General features: G+C 38.0%; 19 protein-coding genes. 6 read left to right on the plus strand and 13 right to left on the minus strand.

What is annotated here, in order from left to right; translation table 11 throughout:
* A partial coding sequence (locus WBM70_RS04355) for a class I SAM-dependent methyltransferase (RefSeq protein ID WP_424557284.1) occupies nucleotides 1–633 on the minus strand: 633 nt, incomplete at its 3' end.
* A 63-nt stretch (nucleotides 634–696) separates the two neighbouring features.
* Between WBM70_RS04355 and WBM70_RS04360 the strand changes: the two genes are divergently transcribed.
* Entirely contained in the window at nucleotides 697–1,794 is a 1,098-nt protein-coding gene (locus WBM70_RS04360; RefSeq protein WP_424557285.1) for a TRAP transporter substrate-binding protein, read from the plus strand.
* Nucleotides 1,795–1,807: 13 nt separating this feature from the next.
* Here the strand turns inward: WBM70_RS04360 and WBM70_RS04365 are convergent, their stop codons facing one another.
* Together WBM70_RS04365 and WBM70_RS04370 are read right to left on the minus strand one after the other, a co-directional pair.
* Nucleotides 1,808–2,596 carry a hypothetical protein gene (locus WBM70_RS04365; protein WP_424557286.1) on the minus strand — a complete coding sequence of 263 codons (789 nt, stop codon included), beginning with the start codon at nucleotides 2,594–2,596 and terminating at the stop codon, nucleotides 1,808–1,810.
* Nucleotides 2,597–2,661: 65 nt separating this feature from the next.
* A complete protein-coding gene (locus WBM70_RS04370; protein ID WP_424557287.1) occupies nucleotides 2,662–3,600 on the minus strand; it encodes a DUF234 domain-containing protein in 939 nt (312 codons plus the stop codon).
* Between the two features lie 98 nt (nucleotides 3,601–3,698).
* Between WBM70_RS04370 and WBM70_RS04375 the strand changes: the two genes are divergently transcribed.
* Nucleotides 3,699–3,842: a hypothetical protein gene (locus WBM70_RS04375; RefSeq protein WP_424557288.1), complete on the plus strand. Its 144-nt coding sequence runs from the start codon at nucleotides 3,699–3,701 to the stop codon at nucleotides 3,840–3,842.
* Nucleotides 3,843–3,860: 18 nt separating this feature from the next.
* Here the strand turns inward: WBM70_RS04375 and WBM70_RS04380 are convergent, their stop codons facing one another.
* The 3 genes from WBM70_RS04380 to WBM70_RS04390 form a co-directional block, all read right to left on the minus strand.
* Nucleotides 3,861–4,247 carry a group III truncated hemoglobin gene (locus WBM70_RS04380; protein WP_424557289.1) on the minus strand — a complete coding sequence of 129 codons (387 nt, stop codon included), beginning with the start codon at nucleotides 4,245–4,247 and terminating at the stop codon, nucleotides 3,861–3,863.
* Nucleotides 4,248–4,323: 76 nt separating this feature from the next.
* Nucleotides 4,324–4,626: a hypothetical protein gene (locus WBM70_RS04385; RefSeq protein WP_424557290.1), complete on the minus strand. Its 303-nt coding sequence runs from the start codon at nucleotides 4,624–4,626 to the stop codon at nucleotides 4,324–4,326.
* Nucleotides 4,627–4,638: 12 nt separating this feature from the next.
* Complete coding sequence (locus WBM70_RS04390; protein WP_424557291.1) at nucleotides 4,639–5,565, minus strand: DUF234 domain-containing protein; 927 nt, start codon at nucleotides 5,563–5,565, stop codon at nucleotides 4,639–4,641.
* A gap of 189 nt (nucleotides 5,566–5,754) precedes the next feature.
* Here WBM70_RS04390 and WBM70_RS04395 point away from each other — a divergent pair, with 189 nt between their 5' ends.
* The gene (locus WBM70_RS04395) at nucleotides 5,755–6,270 is read left to right on the plus strand and encodes an SCP2 sterol-binding domain-containing protein (RefSeq protein ID WP_424557292.1); all 516 of its coding nucleotides are present in this window, start codon (nucleotides 5,755–5,757) and stop codon (nucleotides 6,268–6,270) included.
* A gap of 168 nt (nucleotides 6,271–6,438) precedes the next feature.
* Here WBM70_RS04395 and WBM70_RS04400 read toward each other — a convergent pair whose 3' ends face one another.
* The 5 genes from WBM70_RS04400 to fabI all read right to left on the minus strand — a co-directional run bounded on the left by WBM70_RS04400 (nucleotide 6,439) and on the right by fabI (nucleotide 11,959).
* Complete coding sequence (locus tag WBM70_RS04400) at nucleotides 6,439–7,755, minus strand: DUF2130 domain-containing protein (RefSeq protein WP_424557293.1); 1,317 nt, start codon at nucleotides 7,753–7,755, stop codon at nucleotides 6,439–6,441.
* Nucleotides 7,756–7,836: 81 nt separating this feature from the next.
* The gene (locus WBM70_RS04405) at nucleotides 7,837–9,933 is read right to left on the minus strand and encodes a helix-hairpin-helix domain-containing protein (RefSeq protein WP_424557294.1); all 2,097 of its coding nucleotides are present in this window, start codon (nucleotides 9,931–9,933) and stop codon (nucleotides 7,837–7,839) included.
* 63 nt (nucleotides 9,934–9,996) lie between these two features.
* The gene (locus WBM70_RS04410) at nucleotides 9,997–10,314 is read right to left on the minus strand and encodes a hypothetical protein (protein ID WP_424557295.1); all 318 of its coding nucleotides are present in this window, start codon (nucleotides 10,312–10,314) and stop codon (nucleotides 9,997–9,999) included.
* A 49-nt stretch (nucleotides 10,315–10,363) separates the two neighbouring features.
* Nucleotides 10,364–11,134, minus strand: coding sequence for a 23S rRNA (guanosine(2251)-2'-O)-methyltransferase RlmB (gene rlmB / locus WBM70_RS04415; protein WP_424557296.1), 771 nt, complete (start codon nucleotides 11,132–11,134; stop codon nucleotides 10,364–10,366).
* Nucleotides 11,135–11,959 (minus strand): enoyl-ACP reductase FabI, encoded by an 825-nt coding sequence (fabI, locus tag WBM70_RS04420; protein ID WP_424557297.1) that lies wholly within the window; start codon nucleotides 11,957–11,959, stop codon nucleotides 11,135–11,137.
* Between the two features lie 85 nt (nucleotides 11,960–12,044).
* Between fabI and WBM70_RS04425 the strand changes: the two genes are divergently transcribed.
* Nucleotides 12,045–12,533 (plus strand): asparaginase domain-containing protein, encoded by a 489-nt coding sequence (locus tag WBM70_RS04425; RefSeq protein ID WP_424557298.1) that lies wholly within the window; start codon nucleotides 12,045–12,047, stop codon nucleotides 12,531–12,533.
* A gap of 10 nt (nucleotides 12,534–12,543) precedes the next feature.
* Here WBM70_RS04425 and WBM70_RS04430 read toward each other — a convergent pair whose 3' ends face one another.
* Complete coding sequence (locus tag WBM70_RS04430; protein ID WP_424557299.1) at nucleotides 12,544–13,584, minus strand: coproporphyrinogen III oxidase; 1,041 nt, start codon at nucleotides 13,582–13,584, stop codon at nucleotides 12,544–12,546.
* A 96-nt stretch (nucleotides 13,585–13,680) separates the two neighbouring features.
* Here WBM70_RS04430 and WBM70_RS04435 point away from each other — a divergent pair, with 96 nt between their 5' ends.
* The gene (locus WBM70_RS04435) at nucleotides 13,681–14,076 is read left to right on the plus strand and encodes a hypothetical protein (protein ID WP_424557300.1); all 396 of its coding nucleotides are present in this window, start codon (nucleotides 13,681–13,683) and stop codon (nucleotides 14,074–14,076) included.
* 6 nt (nucleotides 14,077–14,082) lie between these two features.
* Here the strand turns inward: WBM70_RS04435 and queC are convergent, their stop codons facing one another.
* Nucleotides 14,083–14,748, minus strand: coding sequence for a 7-cyano-7-deazaguanine synthase QueC (gene queC, locus WBM70_RS04440; protein WP_424557301.1), 666 nt, complete (start codon nucleotides 14,746–14,748; stop codon nucleotides 14,083–14,085).
* Nucleotides 14,749–14,909: 161 nt separating this feature from the next.
* Here queC and ybeY point away from each other — a divergent pair, with 161 nt between their 5' ends.
* The gene (ybeY, locus tag WBM70_RS04445) at nucleotides 14,910–15,350 is read left to right on the plus strand and encodes an rRNA maturation RNase YbeY (RefSeq protein WP_424557302.1); all 441 of its coding nucleotides are present in this window, start codon (nucleotides 14,910–14,912) and stop codon (nucleotides 15,348–15,350) included.
* Nucleotides 15,351–15,407 lie beyond the last annotated feature (57 nt).

Consider the following 15,407-nt stretch of genomic DNA (forward strand, 5'->3'; position numbering starts at 1 on the left):
CTTTCTTATCAGCACCATATTTTTTCCATTATCACTTACCAACTCACAAACAAACTCTTTGCATAGCACCCTGAAAGTTTGAGCCGTAAAAAAGACTATATGTGTCGGGTCCTGATGGTAGTACCATTTTTGAAAAGTTTCTATGTCATTAGAGTGAAACTGTGTCTGTATTGCCAAATAACCTCCCTCTTCCAATCGATCCAATAGCGCCATGAATACTTCTTTTGGCTGATGTAAATGTTCAAACACTTCTGTGGACACGATCAGTTTGTACTTTTTATCCTGGTGTAATGTATCAGGATGATATATAGGGTCATAGTAATCACAAGGAATGCCTTCTTTTTCCAACATTTTAGCCAAAAGTGAACTTGCTCCACATCCAAAATCCAAAGCTGTTTTGGGTTTACCTATCAAAGGCATAATGAAGTCTAAAAAACGTTGAAAATAAGCTTTATATCCAGTATCCTCTTCATCATTTTCATGTAGGTTATAGCGCTCTTTTTGTAGCGAAAAGTCTTGAAAACACTCCGGTGACTTAAAAATGTATTCGCAATCAGGACAGTGATAATAAACAATATTCGTTTTCTTATCTACAAATGATTCTGTTGCTTGATCACAAATATGACATTTCATTTTCATCCTTGTTTATTCATAGTTATGTTACTATTTAATCTATTAATGCAAGGATTATTTTCAATGAAAAGAAGAGACTTTATAGCCGGCACAGCCATTGGAGCTACAGCTTTAGCACTGAATGGGTGCCACAGGGCTGAAGAGAAGAAAGAAGGCAGTTCTGCTCATATTAACAGAGGTAAAAAAGTCACACTCAAATTGGCTACTTCATGGCCTGCACACTTTCCTATTATGGGAACGGGTGTGGATGCTTTTGCCAAACGATGTTTTGAACTCAGTGGAGGTACACTTGAGATCAAAGTCTATGCTAAAAATATCCTTGTTCCTGCCCTACAGGTTTTTGACTCAACTTCCGCTGCACAGATAGATGCTTTTCACTCTGGAGTCTACTACTGGAAGGGTAAAAATCCTGCATTCTCCATCTTTGGAGGAATGCCTCTTGGTCTTACAAGTGAAGAGATGATCACATGGATGAAGTTTGGTGGTGGATATGAGCTATGGCGTGAGATGTACGGTAAATTTAACCTCTACCCCCTTATAGGTGGAACAACAGGACCACAGATGGGTGGCTGGTTCAAAAAAGAGATCAACTCCCTTGCTGATCTTAAAGGTCTTAAGATGCGTATCCCGGGTCTTGGCGGAGAGGTTATGAAAAAACTGGGAGTGAACCCTGTACTTTTACCTGCCGGAGAGATCTATACCTCACTTGAACGTGGTACCATAGATGCCACCGAGTGGGTAGGACCGGCACTTGACAGTATGATGGGTTTCTCAAAAGCAGCACCATACTACTACACAGGTTGGCATGAACCTGGTTCAATTTTGGAAATAACCTTTAATAAAGCCAGATGGGAAAAGCTAAGCAGTGAGCATCAAGCTATCCTTACCGCAGCCAGTGAAGAGATGACAGCAAATATGCTTCAGGAGTTTAGATACAAAAATGCTAAAGCACTTCAAGAGTTGCCAGAGAGTGTACAAATAAGAACATTCCCAAAAGATATGATGGATGCAGCCAAAATAGCACTGGCCGAAGTGTTAGATACTGAGAGTGCTAATAGTGAGGATTTTAAACGTGTATTAAAAAGTTATCAGGACTTTGTGAAGCTCAATAAGCCTTGGGACGATATCAGTACCAAGAACTTTTTAGATATCAGAGGGTAACCCTCTAATTTACTTATGCATCCCAAAATGGAAGTAAAAACTCTATTTGTGCATCATTTAATATCTTCATACTATTTTTAAGACATTTGAGTTGTACCTTTGTCGCTTCTACTTTGAGTTTGGCAACTGCTTCAAGTTTAGGATAGGTTTCTTCAAGTGCTTCACCATCTACCATAGTTTCTATGATCTCGGCTTCCAAAGCTTGTACTTTTTGTTTGATTTCTTTTATTGCGCTCAAAGTCTCATGCCTTACAACCAAAAGTTGCTCTTTCTGATCATCCGTCAGTCCCAGCGCTGCCTTATCCCAATTATTCAAAAGTAATTTGGTCAAATGTGGTAACTCTTCACTGTTTAAAAGAAAAGGTGAATTAATTAAAGCATTCATCTTATCATTTTTTTGTATCTCTTTTATCATCGCCTCGAACTCTGAACTTGGATAGTTAGCTATCATGTGGTCTGCGATAGTCTCTAGATCCAGTTTTGAGACTTTACCTTTAAGTGAAGGCATGACACCAAAATTTTGTACTTTGTTGGATTCACATACGGACTTGGACGCTTTTGGATAGAGTACATAATCAACGATGAAGTCTTTGATCTCTTTTTTATCCTGCATGACCAAATTAATGTGAAACATCACCGCATCCATAGGTGGTGCTTTCATATCAGGAATCATGTCCGGTGTAGGTGTCGTTAATATATGGCAGCTTGCACAGTTCGTTTTTGTAAGTTCCACACCCGTTGCAGCAAACATCATCGTACTTGTTAGAGATAGTAACAGTAGCGTCTTTTTAAAATTTGTCATAAATACTTCTTTCTTCAATAACTTTATAAACAGTATAACACAGCAGTGTTAATCATATGTGAACTCTAATACTTCTTATTTGTATATTCTAGTAGATCTTTTTCACTCAGATCAGCCATAAGACCGGTCAAGTTTCGAAGAGAAAAAAGTTGTAGCTTTTCACCTTTTTCTTTTTTAAGTTCAGATGAGAATTTATTTTTAGAAAAGATGATGAAGGTATTTACATCAAGTTCAGCCTGAGCACATTTTTCTTTTAGTTTTGTGAGTTCACTTTTATTGGCTTTTGACTTGGAGTACTTTGTCGCGCCTGCTATCATTTCACCAGACTTTCTTTTGATCAAGATGTCTATCTCAACATTTTTGTCCCAATACCCACCTATACCAACGATGGGATCACCTTCAAATGCATCTTTAAAACCTTTTTTGAGCATTTCTAAAACCAATTGGTCGTAGATAAGATCAGAAAAACCTGATTTCATATGAGACCAGTGTGCTTTCATTTCCGTATAATCACCCTCTTTTATCCCCTTGTAGTAAGGAGAAATGGCAGAAAACCAAAAACGCATAAAAGGTTGTATAAACAGTAATTTATCAGAGTTACCCTCTTCTTCTTTCATAGGTCTTTCTACAGATTTATCAAACATCAAAAGGTCACTTTTAATGAGCCAATCTATAGCCTCTTCCCCTTCTTCTCTCTTTACATTCGCTTTTTTAAATGCAGAATGTTCTCGTCGATCACCAGAAGCGATGGCAGAAAGAAGCGCATGATAAATCGGTTTACTCTTAGTAGTATGCGCTATGTCACCGTGTATATATCTATAGTTACTAAGTACTTTTTCTTCTATCAATTCATCGATAGATCTAGAAAGATCAACATTCCATCCCATACCGCCAAATACGGTAAAGTATTCTACAGCCTGTTCAAAGTCTGTGACATTGTTCTGCACACAAAAAGAGCGGAATTGTTGTAAAAGAGTAGGATGGTTTGTTGGGTTTTTAGACATAAATGTGCCCTTAGATTTAATTTATAGATTATATCTAAGATGGTATTATAAAGCTAACAATCACATCAGCAATTTGTAAACTATCATAAGGAAAACCAATGGATCAAGAAGAGTTATTAAACCTTTATCTCGAAAAGTTACGCATATTATGCAATGAAAAGCTTGAAGAGAAGGAAATAAGTGTTATGGAAGCATTAAAAGAGTCAATTATTTACCTTGAAGGTGAGATGCAAGGATACTAGGTTTTATTCTTGCAACTATCATATTTCCAACTTACGCATAAAGTTCTCTGCGATGTCTGCACTTTTTGTTTTAAAGAATTCGCCTATTTTCTCTGTATAGGTTTTATCTACTGCATCATAAAAAAGACTAAGCCATTGCTTGAAGGCTTCCCTGCTTATACCTTCTATCTCAAAGTGTGGAGCCAAAGGATGCCCCGTATATGCTTCATCACCCAAAATTGTAAATGCCCAAAACTGACTTAGTAATACTAAGTGCTCTTCCCACTTACCACTAGAAATATCTGAACCAAGCTTCTCTATAAAAAATGGTCCTACAATTTTATCTTCTAAAACACTAGGATAAAATGTTCTTACCAATCTTTCTATATTTTCATCATTAATGGTATTTTCTAATTCTATTGTCATATTACTTGCCCTTGTTTATTGTAAGCTAATGTAGCATACTCACTCTTAGAGTCACCAACTATGCCCATTATGATTTTTATCCGAACATACTTCTTGTTGTCAATAACGTTGCAAGACCTACCATCATGAAAATACTAAAAAACTTCATATAGAATTTGTTATTGATCATTGTAGAGATTATAGTTCCAACAAGTACTGCAATGGCCCATAATCCAAAAAGTACAGCCATCAACATCACTACATTTTGAGGAACCTCCATAGGCTTTTCATCAGGAAGAACAAAAGTCTGAAGTCCAACAGTGACTAACCAGATATAAAGTACTGTGGAGAAAAAGGCAGTCCAAAATAAAAGTTGAATTTTACCGCTTCGTATCAACATATAGTTATTCCTTTAGTACTTTTTGTTGGTATACACCAACAAATCATCTTCACTCAAATCATCTAATAACGAAGAGAGATGAGTATGAGATAAAAGTGTTATCTCTGGATCTTTTATCTGCTCAAACTCAGAAGAAAATCCGTTTTTAGAAAAGAGAACATAATCAGCTATGTCCAGTTCTGCTTTTCTACACTTCTCTTTTAGGGAGCTCAGCATATTTATTTTTGCTGCATCTTTAGAGTATTTACATTCACCTGCTAACATCTTTCCAGATTTTCTTTTGGCAAGTATCTCTATTTGCACATGTTTGTCATAATATGAACCTATAGAAACTGTAGAGTCATCTGCAAACTTTGTGGCAAAACTTTTCTTTACGAGTTCTAATACTAACTGATTGCTCAGTAAAATAGAGAAATTACCTCTTAACTGGTTCCACTTTTCGTCAAATTCACTAAAGTCCCCCTCAGTGATACTTTTATAATAAGGAGAGATAGTAGCAAACCAAAAACGCATAAAAGGCAACTCAAAGAACACTCTGTCTGATTTACCATCAGAACTTTTTAGAGGCTTTTCTACTGAGGTATCAAATTTCAACAGACTTTTTATCTCCAGATAGTCCATAGCCTCTTCACCTTTGTCTCTACCTACTCTGCCTTTTTTAAACACCGCATCTTCATGGTTCACACCCAACGCTATAATAGACAACAACATATGATACAAACCATTACCATGTGTAAATCGTGTAATGCCATCATGGATGGGCTCATAGTTACCTAATATTTTTTCTTTTATCAGTGTATCTACACTTTTTGATGTATCTATATCCCATCCCGTACCACCAAATACTGTAAAATACTCTAAAGCTATATCAAAATTTTTGATATTATTCTGATAGGCAAAAGAGCGAAAATGTTGTAAGAGTGTTGGACGTTTTGACATTGGTTAGCCTTGTTTAAGATATGTAATTATATCTTAAAGTTAGTCCCGATTCTTATGTCTTCATCATAATACTCCAAGCAATACATATACTACAGTGTAATTGTCTAGAATTACTGATTATAATAATAAATAATACTTTTTCATTAAGCAAATATATGTATAATGTTTCCATATCAAAAGGAGTAATACATGTTAAAAAAAATAATCTTAGCAACAACAGTAACAATTGGTTTGACAAGTAGTGCCATGGCAACAGAGTTCATGGATCAAACTTGGGCAAAAGATATGTGTAATGCATGGAATAAAAGTTCTACCCTCACATCGGGGCTTGCAGAGTGGTCTACAAATAATAAAGACCGAGGATATAAACTTATCCAAATATACCGAACACAATGTGACTCAAAAAGTAAAATACAACTCAATATTGCCAACAAAGATGGTAAAGCAATGTGTGTATATGGTGGAAAACCTGATGGTAAAAAAGTAGACACTGATGTTGATTACATCATGAATGCCAGTGATGAAGACTGGACATGTATGGGAAAAGGATCGTTTGGATGTGGTGCGATGGGTGCCATGATGTCAGGAAAATTAAAATTCACAGGTCCTAAAGGTGAAGCAATGACAGTCATGGGTCCTTTTGGAGCATTCCTTGAACTTACGGGTTCTGTTGCGGGGACTAAAAGTGAGACCTGTCCTCAATAAAAGGCTCGAAACTTCTTCAACACTCTCTCATTACGATGTTTTCCGCCGTAATGAGAGAAAATAAACAAGTGTTACCCTCTCTACTATCACTAATAGATGAATATCTAGATATTTTAAATCTTACAGACTATTCAACAAATCTTCATACCTGTCAAACCCTTTTTATTTTTAATTCTCTTCTTCAAACCCCTCTGGTAACTCCAATGCATCAATATGTCCAAGCGCTCCAGAACCAGCAATCCCCTGCAATGAACCGTACATTTCAGTCGTATTCTGCAACACACCGTCTATAAGTTTTTGACGGCGTTTCCAGCTTGCCATGAGGGAGCGGCGTTCTTTGTCTAGTTCTGTTTGCATGGTCATGAAGCCGTCTACTATGGATTTCATCTGCATACCAAACTCATTACCTGTCAGGTAGTTGTAGAGTAGTGCCATTTTATCACCTCTGTTTTCCTCTTTTTGTACCGTTTTATGTACTCGTATGAGGCTTTCACGTAGAAGTGAGACAGAACCCTTGAACTCATCAAGACTACATACCCAAATGCCATCTACAAAGCCCATTCTGTCCATACCATTAGGATAGACAGACGTCACAAGTACTCCCAGGTCTGCATTAACTTTAAGCATGTCTTGTTTAAGCTTAGTGACCCAACCATCAGACCATGCCTTAGTATTTTTACTCTCATAACAGATGACTCCACAGTTTTGTAACTCTCTTGTGTGGATGGTCTGTACACAATCTGCACCAAATGCACCTTTTTTAACCTCTCCGATGCTATCAAATGGAAACTGTGAACTTAGCCAAGACTCAAGGACAAGTTCGAGTGCTTCACCTTGAATTTGCATAGACCCCTGCTCTGATTTTCTTTTGGCATCTTCTATACTTTTGGCCATTTGTGCTATCTTCTCATCTTTTGCTTTGAGTTCAAGTTCGGTGGCTTCTCGTATCTCTTTGAGTGTTTGTTCTTTCATCTCGTTCGCTTGTTTTAGAAGCTTCTCTTTTTCTAGTTTGAGTTCCTCACTTAAAGCCTTTTGAGCCTCTACTTTTGCTGCAGAGGCGATCTCATCTTTTTCTCTTTTGAGTTTTTCTATCTCTATTTTCGAGTTATTAAGTTCTTTGACTTGTTCTGATTTTTCATTCAACTCTTTTTGAAGCAATGCAACAGATTCACTCTGCTCTTCAACCAACTCTTTTTTAAGTTCATCATGCACTTTTTGTCTCTCTACCTTGAGTTGTTCGCGTGTAGCCCGTTTCAACTCCTCGTCAAACTTCTCTTTTTCTTCTTTAAGGGCATCTTCTTTAAGCTTGAGCGTATCTAGGTGAGTCTTGTACTCTTTACGCTTTGATTCAATTTCATCTTGCAGTTTCTTTTGGTCTTGGAGATGTTGCTGTTTAAATTTCTCTTCTATCTGATGATAAAATATTTCATCGATATCTATATGGGTTCCGCAGTTAGGGCATTTTATAGTGTTTTGAGTGGACATGATACTTCCTAAATTCTAAGTAGTATAATCATATCAGAAAAGTATCTAGAGTAGTATAAATATGTCATATTGACATGTTTTTTACACTTCTTTTAAACTCAAGCCCACCTTGTTTTTCTCCATATCTATACTTATGACCTCAACACGAGGTAAATACTGATTAACACTCAACACTTCAAGTGGGTGAGCGATGCGTTTTTGGCTCATTTGGGAGATATGTATCATCCCGTCATTTTTAAGTCCTATGTCAACAAAAGCACCAAAGTCTGCTATGTTACGTACTATACCAGAGACAATGCTACCCTCACGTAATGTAGAGATGTCAGTCATACCTTGCTTAAACGGAATAGCAGGCAGGTCTTCACGTGGGTCAAATCCTGGTTTTGCCAACTCTTTGATGATGTCTTGTAGGGTGATCTCACCTACAACTAAGTCTTTGGCTATACTTTTTATGTCACTCACATCATCATACTTTTCTAAGGCTTTGGCTACTGCATAACTCTCCGGATGTATACCTGTATTATCAAAGACACTTTTACCCCCACGTATACGCATAAATCCAGCTGCTTGTTCATATGCTTTAGCGCCTAAACCTTTTACCTTTAACAAAGCCTTCTTTGAATCAAAGATACCCACACTCTCACGATGTTTGACAATATTCTCTGCGACAGTGCTACCCACACCTGCTACATTTGAAAGTAGAGAAGCAGATGCAGAGTTTACATCTACACCTACTGCGTTTACCAAACGTTCCACATTTTCATGAAGTTTACGCTCTAGCAACTTTTGGTCAACATCATGCTGATACTGTCCTATGCCTAAGCTTTTAGGGTCTATCTTGACCAGTGTTGCCATAGGATCACGCAAGCGACCAGCGATGGATATGGCACCACGTATGGTTACATCCAAGTTCGGGTACTCCTTAGCAGCTATAGATGATGCAGAGTAGACAGATGCGCCTGCTTCAGAGACTACAGTATAAGGAAGTGTAAGTCCATCAGCATTAAGTTTTGCAAAAAATTCTTGCGTTTCATTAGAAGCAGTACCATTACCTATGGCAACCCCTTGGATATTATACTTTTTAACGAGTTTAGCAACGACATCACGGGATTTTTCATACTCGTCACGTGGAGGTACTGGGTAGATAACTGCATGGTCTAAGTAGGTGCCATTTTCATCTATAACAGCTAGTTTACAACCAGTACGATAGGCAGGGTCTGCACCTAGAAGTACTTTACCTACTACAGGCGGACTCATGAAGAGTTGCGTTAAATTCTTACCAAATACTTCTATAGCAGAGGCATCTGCTTTTTCCTTGAGTAGTCCAAATACCTCACGTTCTATAGAGGGATAGAGCAAACGTTTAAAACCATCTTTGTAGGCGTCAAATAACAAAGTTTTAGAACTTCCCATATACTCTTTTAGTTTATAGCGTTTAAGCGTATCGAGATAACGTTCTGTATCTATCGTTAGTTTAACAGAGAGTTCTTTCTCTTTTTCTCCTCTTTTGATAGCCAAGTAACGGTGTGAAGGAATATAGGCTATCTTTTCACTATGAGATTTATAGTTTTTAAAGCTTCCATTTCCTTGAAAGGTTTTAGTGCCTTTCACTTCTATACTACCATGACGTTGTACCATGTCACGTAACACTTCACGCTCTTTGGGCATCTCAGCATAACGCTCTGCGACGATGTCTTGAGCCCCTTTAAGTGCCTGTGCGACATCTTTAACCTCACCACGGACAAAACGCTTGGCTTCACCCATAAAAGACTCTTTACTCAGCTTGGCTGACTGCAGGGTATTTGCAAGTGGTTCTAAACCTTGTTTTATGGCTGTGGCTGCCCTGGTGTTTTTCTTCTCTTTATAAGGTCTGTAGATGTCTTCTAAGGCTGTCATAGTTGGAGCAGCATCTATCTCAGACTCTAGCTTTGCATTAAGCTGTTCACGCTCTTTAAGGATGTGGAGTATCTCTTCTTTACGTTCTAAGAGTCTCATCGCACTCAGATACACGTCGTTAAAAAGACGTAACTGCTCATCATCAGCCCCACCTGTAAGCTCCTTACGGTAACGAGCTATGAAAGGAATGGTGTCTCCTTTATCCAGGAGTATTAAAATGTTTTGTATTTGTTTTTCATTGAGGGTTGTTTTACTTGCTAGTAGCGCTGTAAGCTTTTGCATAGATAAAGTTCCATATTTTTATAGAAGTTTACCTATATTCATCTAAAATATACTGTGACTCTTTTACTTCTTATCGATATTATCCACAGCTTTATCAATCTCAGCTAAAAAGCTTTCTATTTTCTTTCCCATATCTTCAACAAAACTTTTGGTTTTTCCCAGATCAATGTTGATATTTTCTTTGTCTACCTTGATGCCAACATTTTTAGCCATATCTACTTTACCCTCAGAGATATCCTTCTGGATATTTTGAGCCGTATCGTCAAATGTTTGCTTTATTGTATTAAGAAAGTTTCTTGTTTGATTGAGATCTATGTTGATTTTATTATCGCTTATGTCTATGCCAAGTTTTGAGGAGAGGTCTTTGTCTTGTTCTGCCATAGTAGTTCCTTTAGTTAAGTGGAACTATTATAACAAAAAAGAGAAAAGATTATAAAAAAGCGAGTAACGAAGCTGTGACCGCAACATTGAGAGACTCCACATCACGCTGCATAGGTATGGCTATACTTTTATCACATAGATCTTCTACAGCTTTGCTTACACCTTCACTCTCGTTACCCAGAACAAAGATAGTCTTGTTACCATAGCTTTGATCTTTGTAACTCTTTGAAGCGTGTGATGAGAGCGTATAAAGATCTGCACCCTCATCTTGAAAAGACCTGAGTGTTTTTGTTAGATTGGTTGTTTTAATGATAGGCATTTTAAAAAGTGTACCTGCACTTGCCTTTATGACCAGTGGAGATATCTGCGCTGCACCTTTCGTAGGAAGCAAGATGGCATCTACGTTACCAGCTGCACAAGAACGAATGATCATTCCCAAGTTCTGTGGGTTGGTCACACCATCAAGTGCAATGATACGATACGCTTTATGTGCCTCCATAAAACTAGACTCATCACCAAAGTGTTCAAGTACGATGTCAAGTGCTACACCTTGATCTTGCTTGGCATTTTTAGAGATACGGGAGAGGGATTGTTTATCATGATAGGCCACTTCTATGTCTCTTTTTTTAGCGATGTCTTTCATCTGTTCAAGGACATCAGCATCTTTGTTAGACTTAGAAAGATGAAGTTTATGTATAGTAACAGCCTTATCCTCAAGCGCTTCCATTACGGCATTACGCCCGTAAATGGTAAGTACTTTATCGAAGAAAGCTTTTTTAGCTAGATACTCAGGAGAATCATTTTTATGCGTGTTTGGCACTTATTTTTCGCCATTCCACGCTATCTTAGGTTTTCCATTCTCATCAAACTCAACAGCAGGCATACCCATGATGTTAAATCCGGCATCCACATAATGGATCTCACCAGTTACACCTGAACTTAAGTCTGAAAGCAGATACATACCTGAGTTTCCTACTTGTGCAATGGTTACGTTCTCTTTCATAGGAGAATGCGCTTGATTCCACTTGAGCATAAATCCAAAATCACCTATACCTGCAGCTGCCAATGTTTTAATAGGTCCAGCTGAAATAGCATTCACACGGATACCGTCTTTACCAAGATCTTCTGCCAAATACTTCGTAGTCATTTCTAATGCTGCTTTAGCCACACCCATAAGGTTATAGTTAGGGATGTACTTCACACCACCATAGTAGCTCAGTGTCAACACTGAAGAAGTACTGGAAAGAATAGGTTTTAGCTCACGCACGATCTCTATGAGTGAATAGACAGAAATGTCCATTGCTATATCAAATGCTTCTTTAGAAATGTCATAAAAACGACCACTTAAACCTTCTTTAGGGGCAAAAGCGATGGAGTGCACGATAAAATCTATCTCACCCATATCTTTTTCTAGAGATTCTTTCAGTGCTTTGATCTCTTCTGGTTTACTTACATCACAAGGATAAAGTTTTGCTCCACACCCTAGATCTTCTGCGATAGGAGCCAATTTTTGCTCAAATCTTTCATTTAAAAAAGTAATAGCCATCTCAGCACCCTGCTCTTGACATGCTTTTGCGATACCGTATGCGATAGACTTTTTGTTGGCGATGCCTAAAATAACACCTTTTTTGCCCTTCATAACCATATATGTGCTCCTGAAAATTAATTCTCATATTTTACCATTATTGCGTTAAAATGTACATCTATTCTTTAAGAAACTAAGGCTATGAATGAAAAAAATACTTATTATCAGTACAGGTGGCACATTTAATAAGGTATACGACCCAATAAAAGGTGAATTTTCTATAGATGAAGCGTCTCATGCTCTAGAGCAGATAGCATCCAAATGGCTTTGTGAATTTAAAATTGTTAACATCATAGGTAAAGACAGTCTTGATATGACCAATCATGACAGGTTGGAACTATTGGCCACTATCAGTCACTCTGATCACCATGCTATACTTATCGTACACGGCACAGATACAATGGATGTTACGGCTGAGTATCTGGCTGATGCAGATCTGGAAAAATGTATTGTACTTACTGGAGCTATGGTTCCATACAGTATAGACCCTGTAGAAGCTACTGCAAATCTATCTTCAGCTTATGGGTACATCAATGCTTTGGGACAAGAAGGTATTTATATCGCTATGAACGGTGTAATGGGACCTTATGAAAAGGTAAAAAAAGACAGAACCAAAGGCAGATTCACCCTTTAGTTATGAAAAGCTACTTATGATTATCTACTGTTGGGGGGATAATCTCTCCTGAAGCCTGCATACTTAATGCTTCAGGGTATTTTTTATAGTGTGTTCGTACTGCTTTAGCTAAAGCTTTTTTAGTATTTACCTCTACAGGTGTGGGTGTTTTATTTGGTAAGGCTTTAAGCAATGCTTTTACTAAAAGATCTTGAGGTTCAGGCATTTTTTCTACCCATGTAGTTAGGATGTCTCTGTTAACATGGGAAGGTATGGAACCCATGATACCTACATCATTCTGATCATGTACAAGTAAGCCGGATGTTGTACCTCTATCCAATGTAAGGACCTGAAAAAGATAGAGTGTATGGTAAGCCAGCTGCTCTTCTTTATCTTCTTGTGTAAATGTAGGAAATTCAGCCAATTTTTCCGAAATAATAGCAATATATTTATCTATCACCCTCTCACCTACATTCTGGACAAACGCTTTATCCGCTTCAAAGTCCCCACTGTTATACCCTTCAAGATAATAGTGACTTACCCCGCGATGCCTTCGCAGTACAGGAATATAAAAATATCTTTCACCTTGTGCAGCACCCTCTTCATAAAGTGCTCCGGTAACCTTTTCAAGCATTTTTGAAAAATTCTTTTTATCCTCAGTAGATTCACTGATGATCGAAGGATTTAGATCTGCCATCACACGCCAATACCCTTCTCCATCTCTCATCTGTGTCCAAGAGATATGCATATGCATGGAAGGTGCATGCGGATTGCGAGGGTGGATGATAGTTGAAATAGCTGTAGCCGAACCTAATTTTTTCTTTTTGTCATCATCATAATGTACCTGAGAGAAATTTACAGAACCTCTATCAAACACCACAGAATCTCTGGCTTCATAACGTACACCACCACCATGTTTTCCTCCGTCACGTCCCCATGAAACTGCTTCACATGACTTCCCTTCTCCAAACTTCAAAGAAATCGAGTTTAATTTTGATACAAAATAGGCCTGTAAACCGCTTACAAGGATACTTGCTTCTTTGGCTTGTGGTGACTTTGCAGGGATTATCATGATAGATGACCTTTGTTTTTATGGCATTATATCATAGTAATTTTTATTTCATTTCGCTACAATAAGCCCATTAATAAATTACAATAAAGAGGAACAATGAAACGACATTTTATCCTGGTAGCATTTGTTGCATTAGGGCTCTCTGGATGTACAAGCTCTATAGACCACCTTATAGAACCAAATAAATCTAGCCAACCTAGTAAAACAGCACAATCAACACCTATGGAGGACAACTATGAAACGCCTTCTCCCGAAAAACAAACAGCCTATGAGAAGAAAATGAGAAAGATCGCTTCAGGGATCAAAGATGACCCTAATTATCAGAGACTTGAACTTGATACACCTGAAAAAAAAGAGTGGTTTAAAACTTTGACTTACAGACTGTGGGACAGACAGATCACACGATATCAGTTTGTCTCTGAAGGGTTAAAAAGATACCCTGATCATGGATATGAATTTAATTTTATTGTCAGAGGGTTTACCTTTAACTAGTCCACATTAAGCATAAGGAATCGGGTCTTTACATCCCGCTTCTTTAAACCCTTTCAATCTCAATCTACAACTATCACACACACCACAAGCTGAGCCTTCAGATTTATAACAGCTCCACGTATCTTGCAGCGCTACACCCAGTTCTAAAGACTTCTGTACGATCTGACTTTTTTTCAAAGAAACCAATGGCATTTTGATCTCAAGGCTAGTTTCATCTTTTGTACCAAGGTTAATGGCTTTTTGCATCTGTTCTATATAACGTTCGCGACAGTCAGGATACCCTGAACTGTCTTCTTCCACCACTCCGATAAAAAGTGCTTCAGCCCGATGTTTTTCAGCAACCGCAGCAGCGATAGAGAGGAAAATACCGTTTCTAAAAGGCACATAAGTGACTGGCACACCCTCTTCTATACCGCCTGTAGGTACATCGATGCTTTCATCTGTTAATGCAGATGCACCTATCTGTTCAAAAAAAGGCAGGTCGATCTCATATTTTTCACTTGCTTTAATAGCAGATGCTATCTTACGGAAACATTCCAGCTCTTTAGTTTGGGTACGCTGTCCATAATTAAAATGCAAGGCGATAATTTCATATCCATCAAGCTGGGCTATCTTAGCACTCAAGGCACTATCCATACCACCGGAAATAATACATACAGCTCGTTTTGACATACTCTTCTCCTTTTCACAGAGCAAAGCCCTGTGATAATTGACCGAAGGAAATGCCCTTGGTGCCTCTCACTAAAGCTCACTTAACAGTTCGGTTAATATCATTTTAATATCACCATACTACTTTTTACTGCCATTTTACCAAGATTTGGGTAAACTTCAGCATGATAGATTTAGATAATCAAACAACATTGGCAGTAGATCTGGAAGCACTCGAAAAGATCGCAGAATCGCTCTCTACTCAAGAAGTAGAGCTTATTATCACTGATGATGAGACTATGCGTGAGCTCAATGCTGAATATAGAGATATCGACAGTATTACAGATGTACTCTCGTTTCCCATGGAAGCTCCTTTCACTGAGCAGCCTATCTTTGATATTCCCTTAGGGTCGATCATCATAGCTGAGTCATTTGTAAAAGAGAAAGCAGCAGAACATGGACACACTATGCAAGATGAACTCTCACTGTTATTTATTCATGGCATGCTTCATCTGCTAGGCTTCGACCATGAAAACGATGACGGTGAAATGAGAGCAAGAGAAAAAGAGCTCATAGAACAGTTTGATCTGCCAAAAAGTCTAATTGTAAGAACAGAGGAGTATTAATTTTGGATTTTCTTATTTTCGTCATTGCCATGGGTGTATTGATCTGGGGTGCTGACC

Source organism: Sulfurovum sp. (assembly GCF_049668085.1).
GTDB lineage: Bacteria > Campylobacterota > Campylobacteria > Campylobacterales > Sulfurovaceae > Sulfurovum.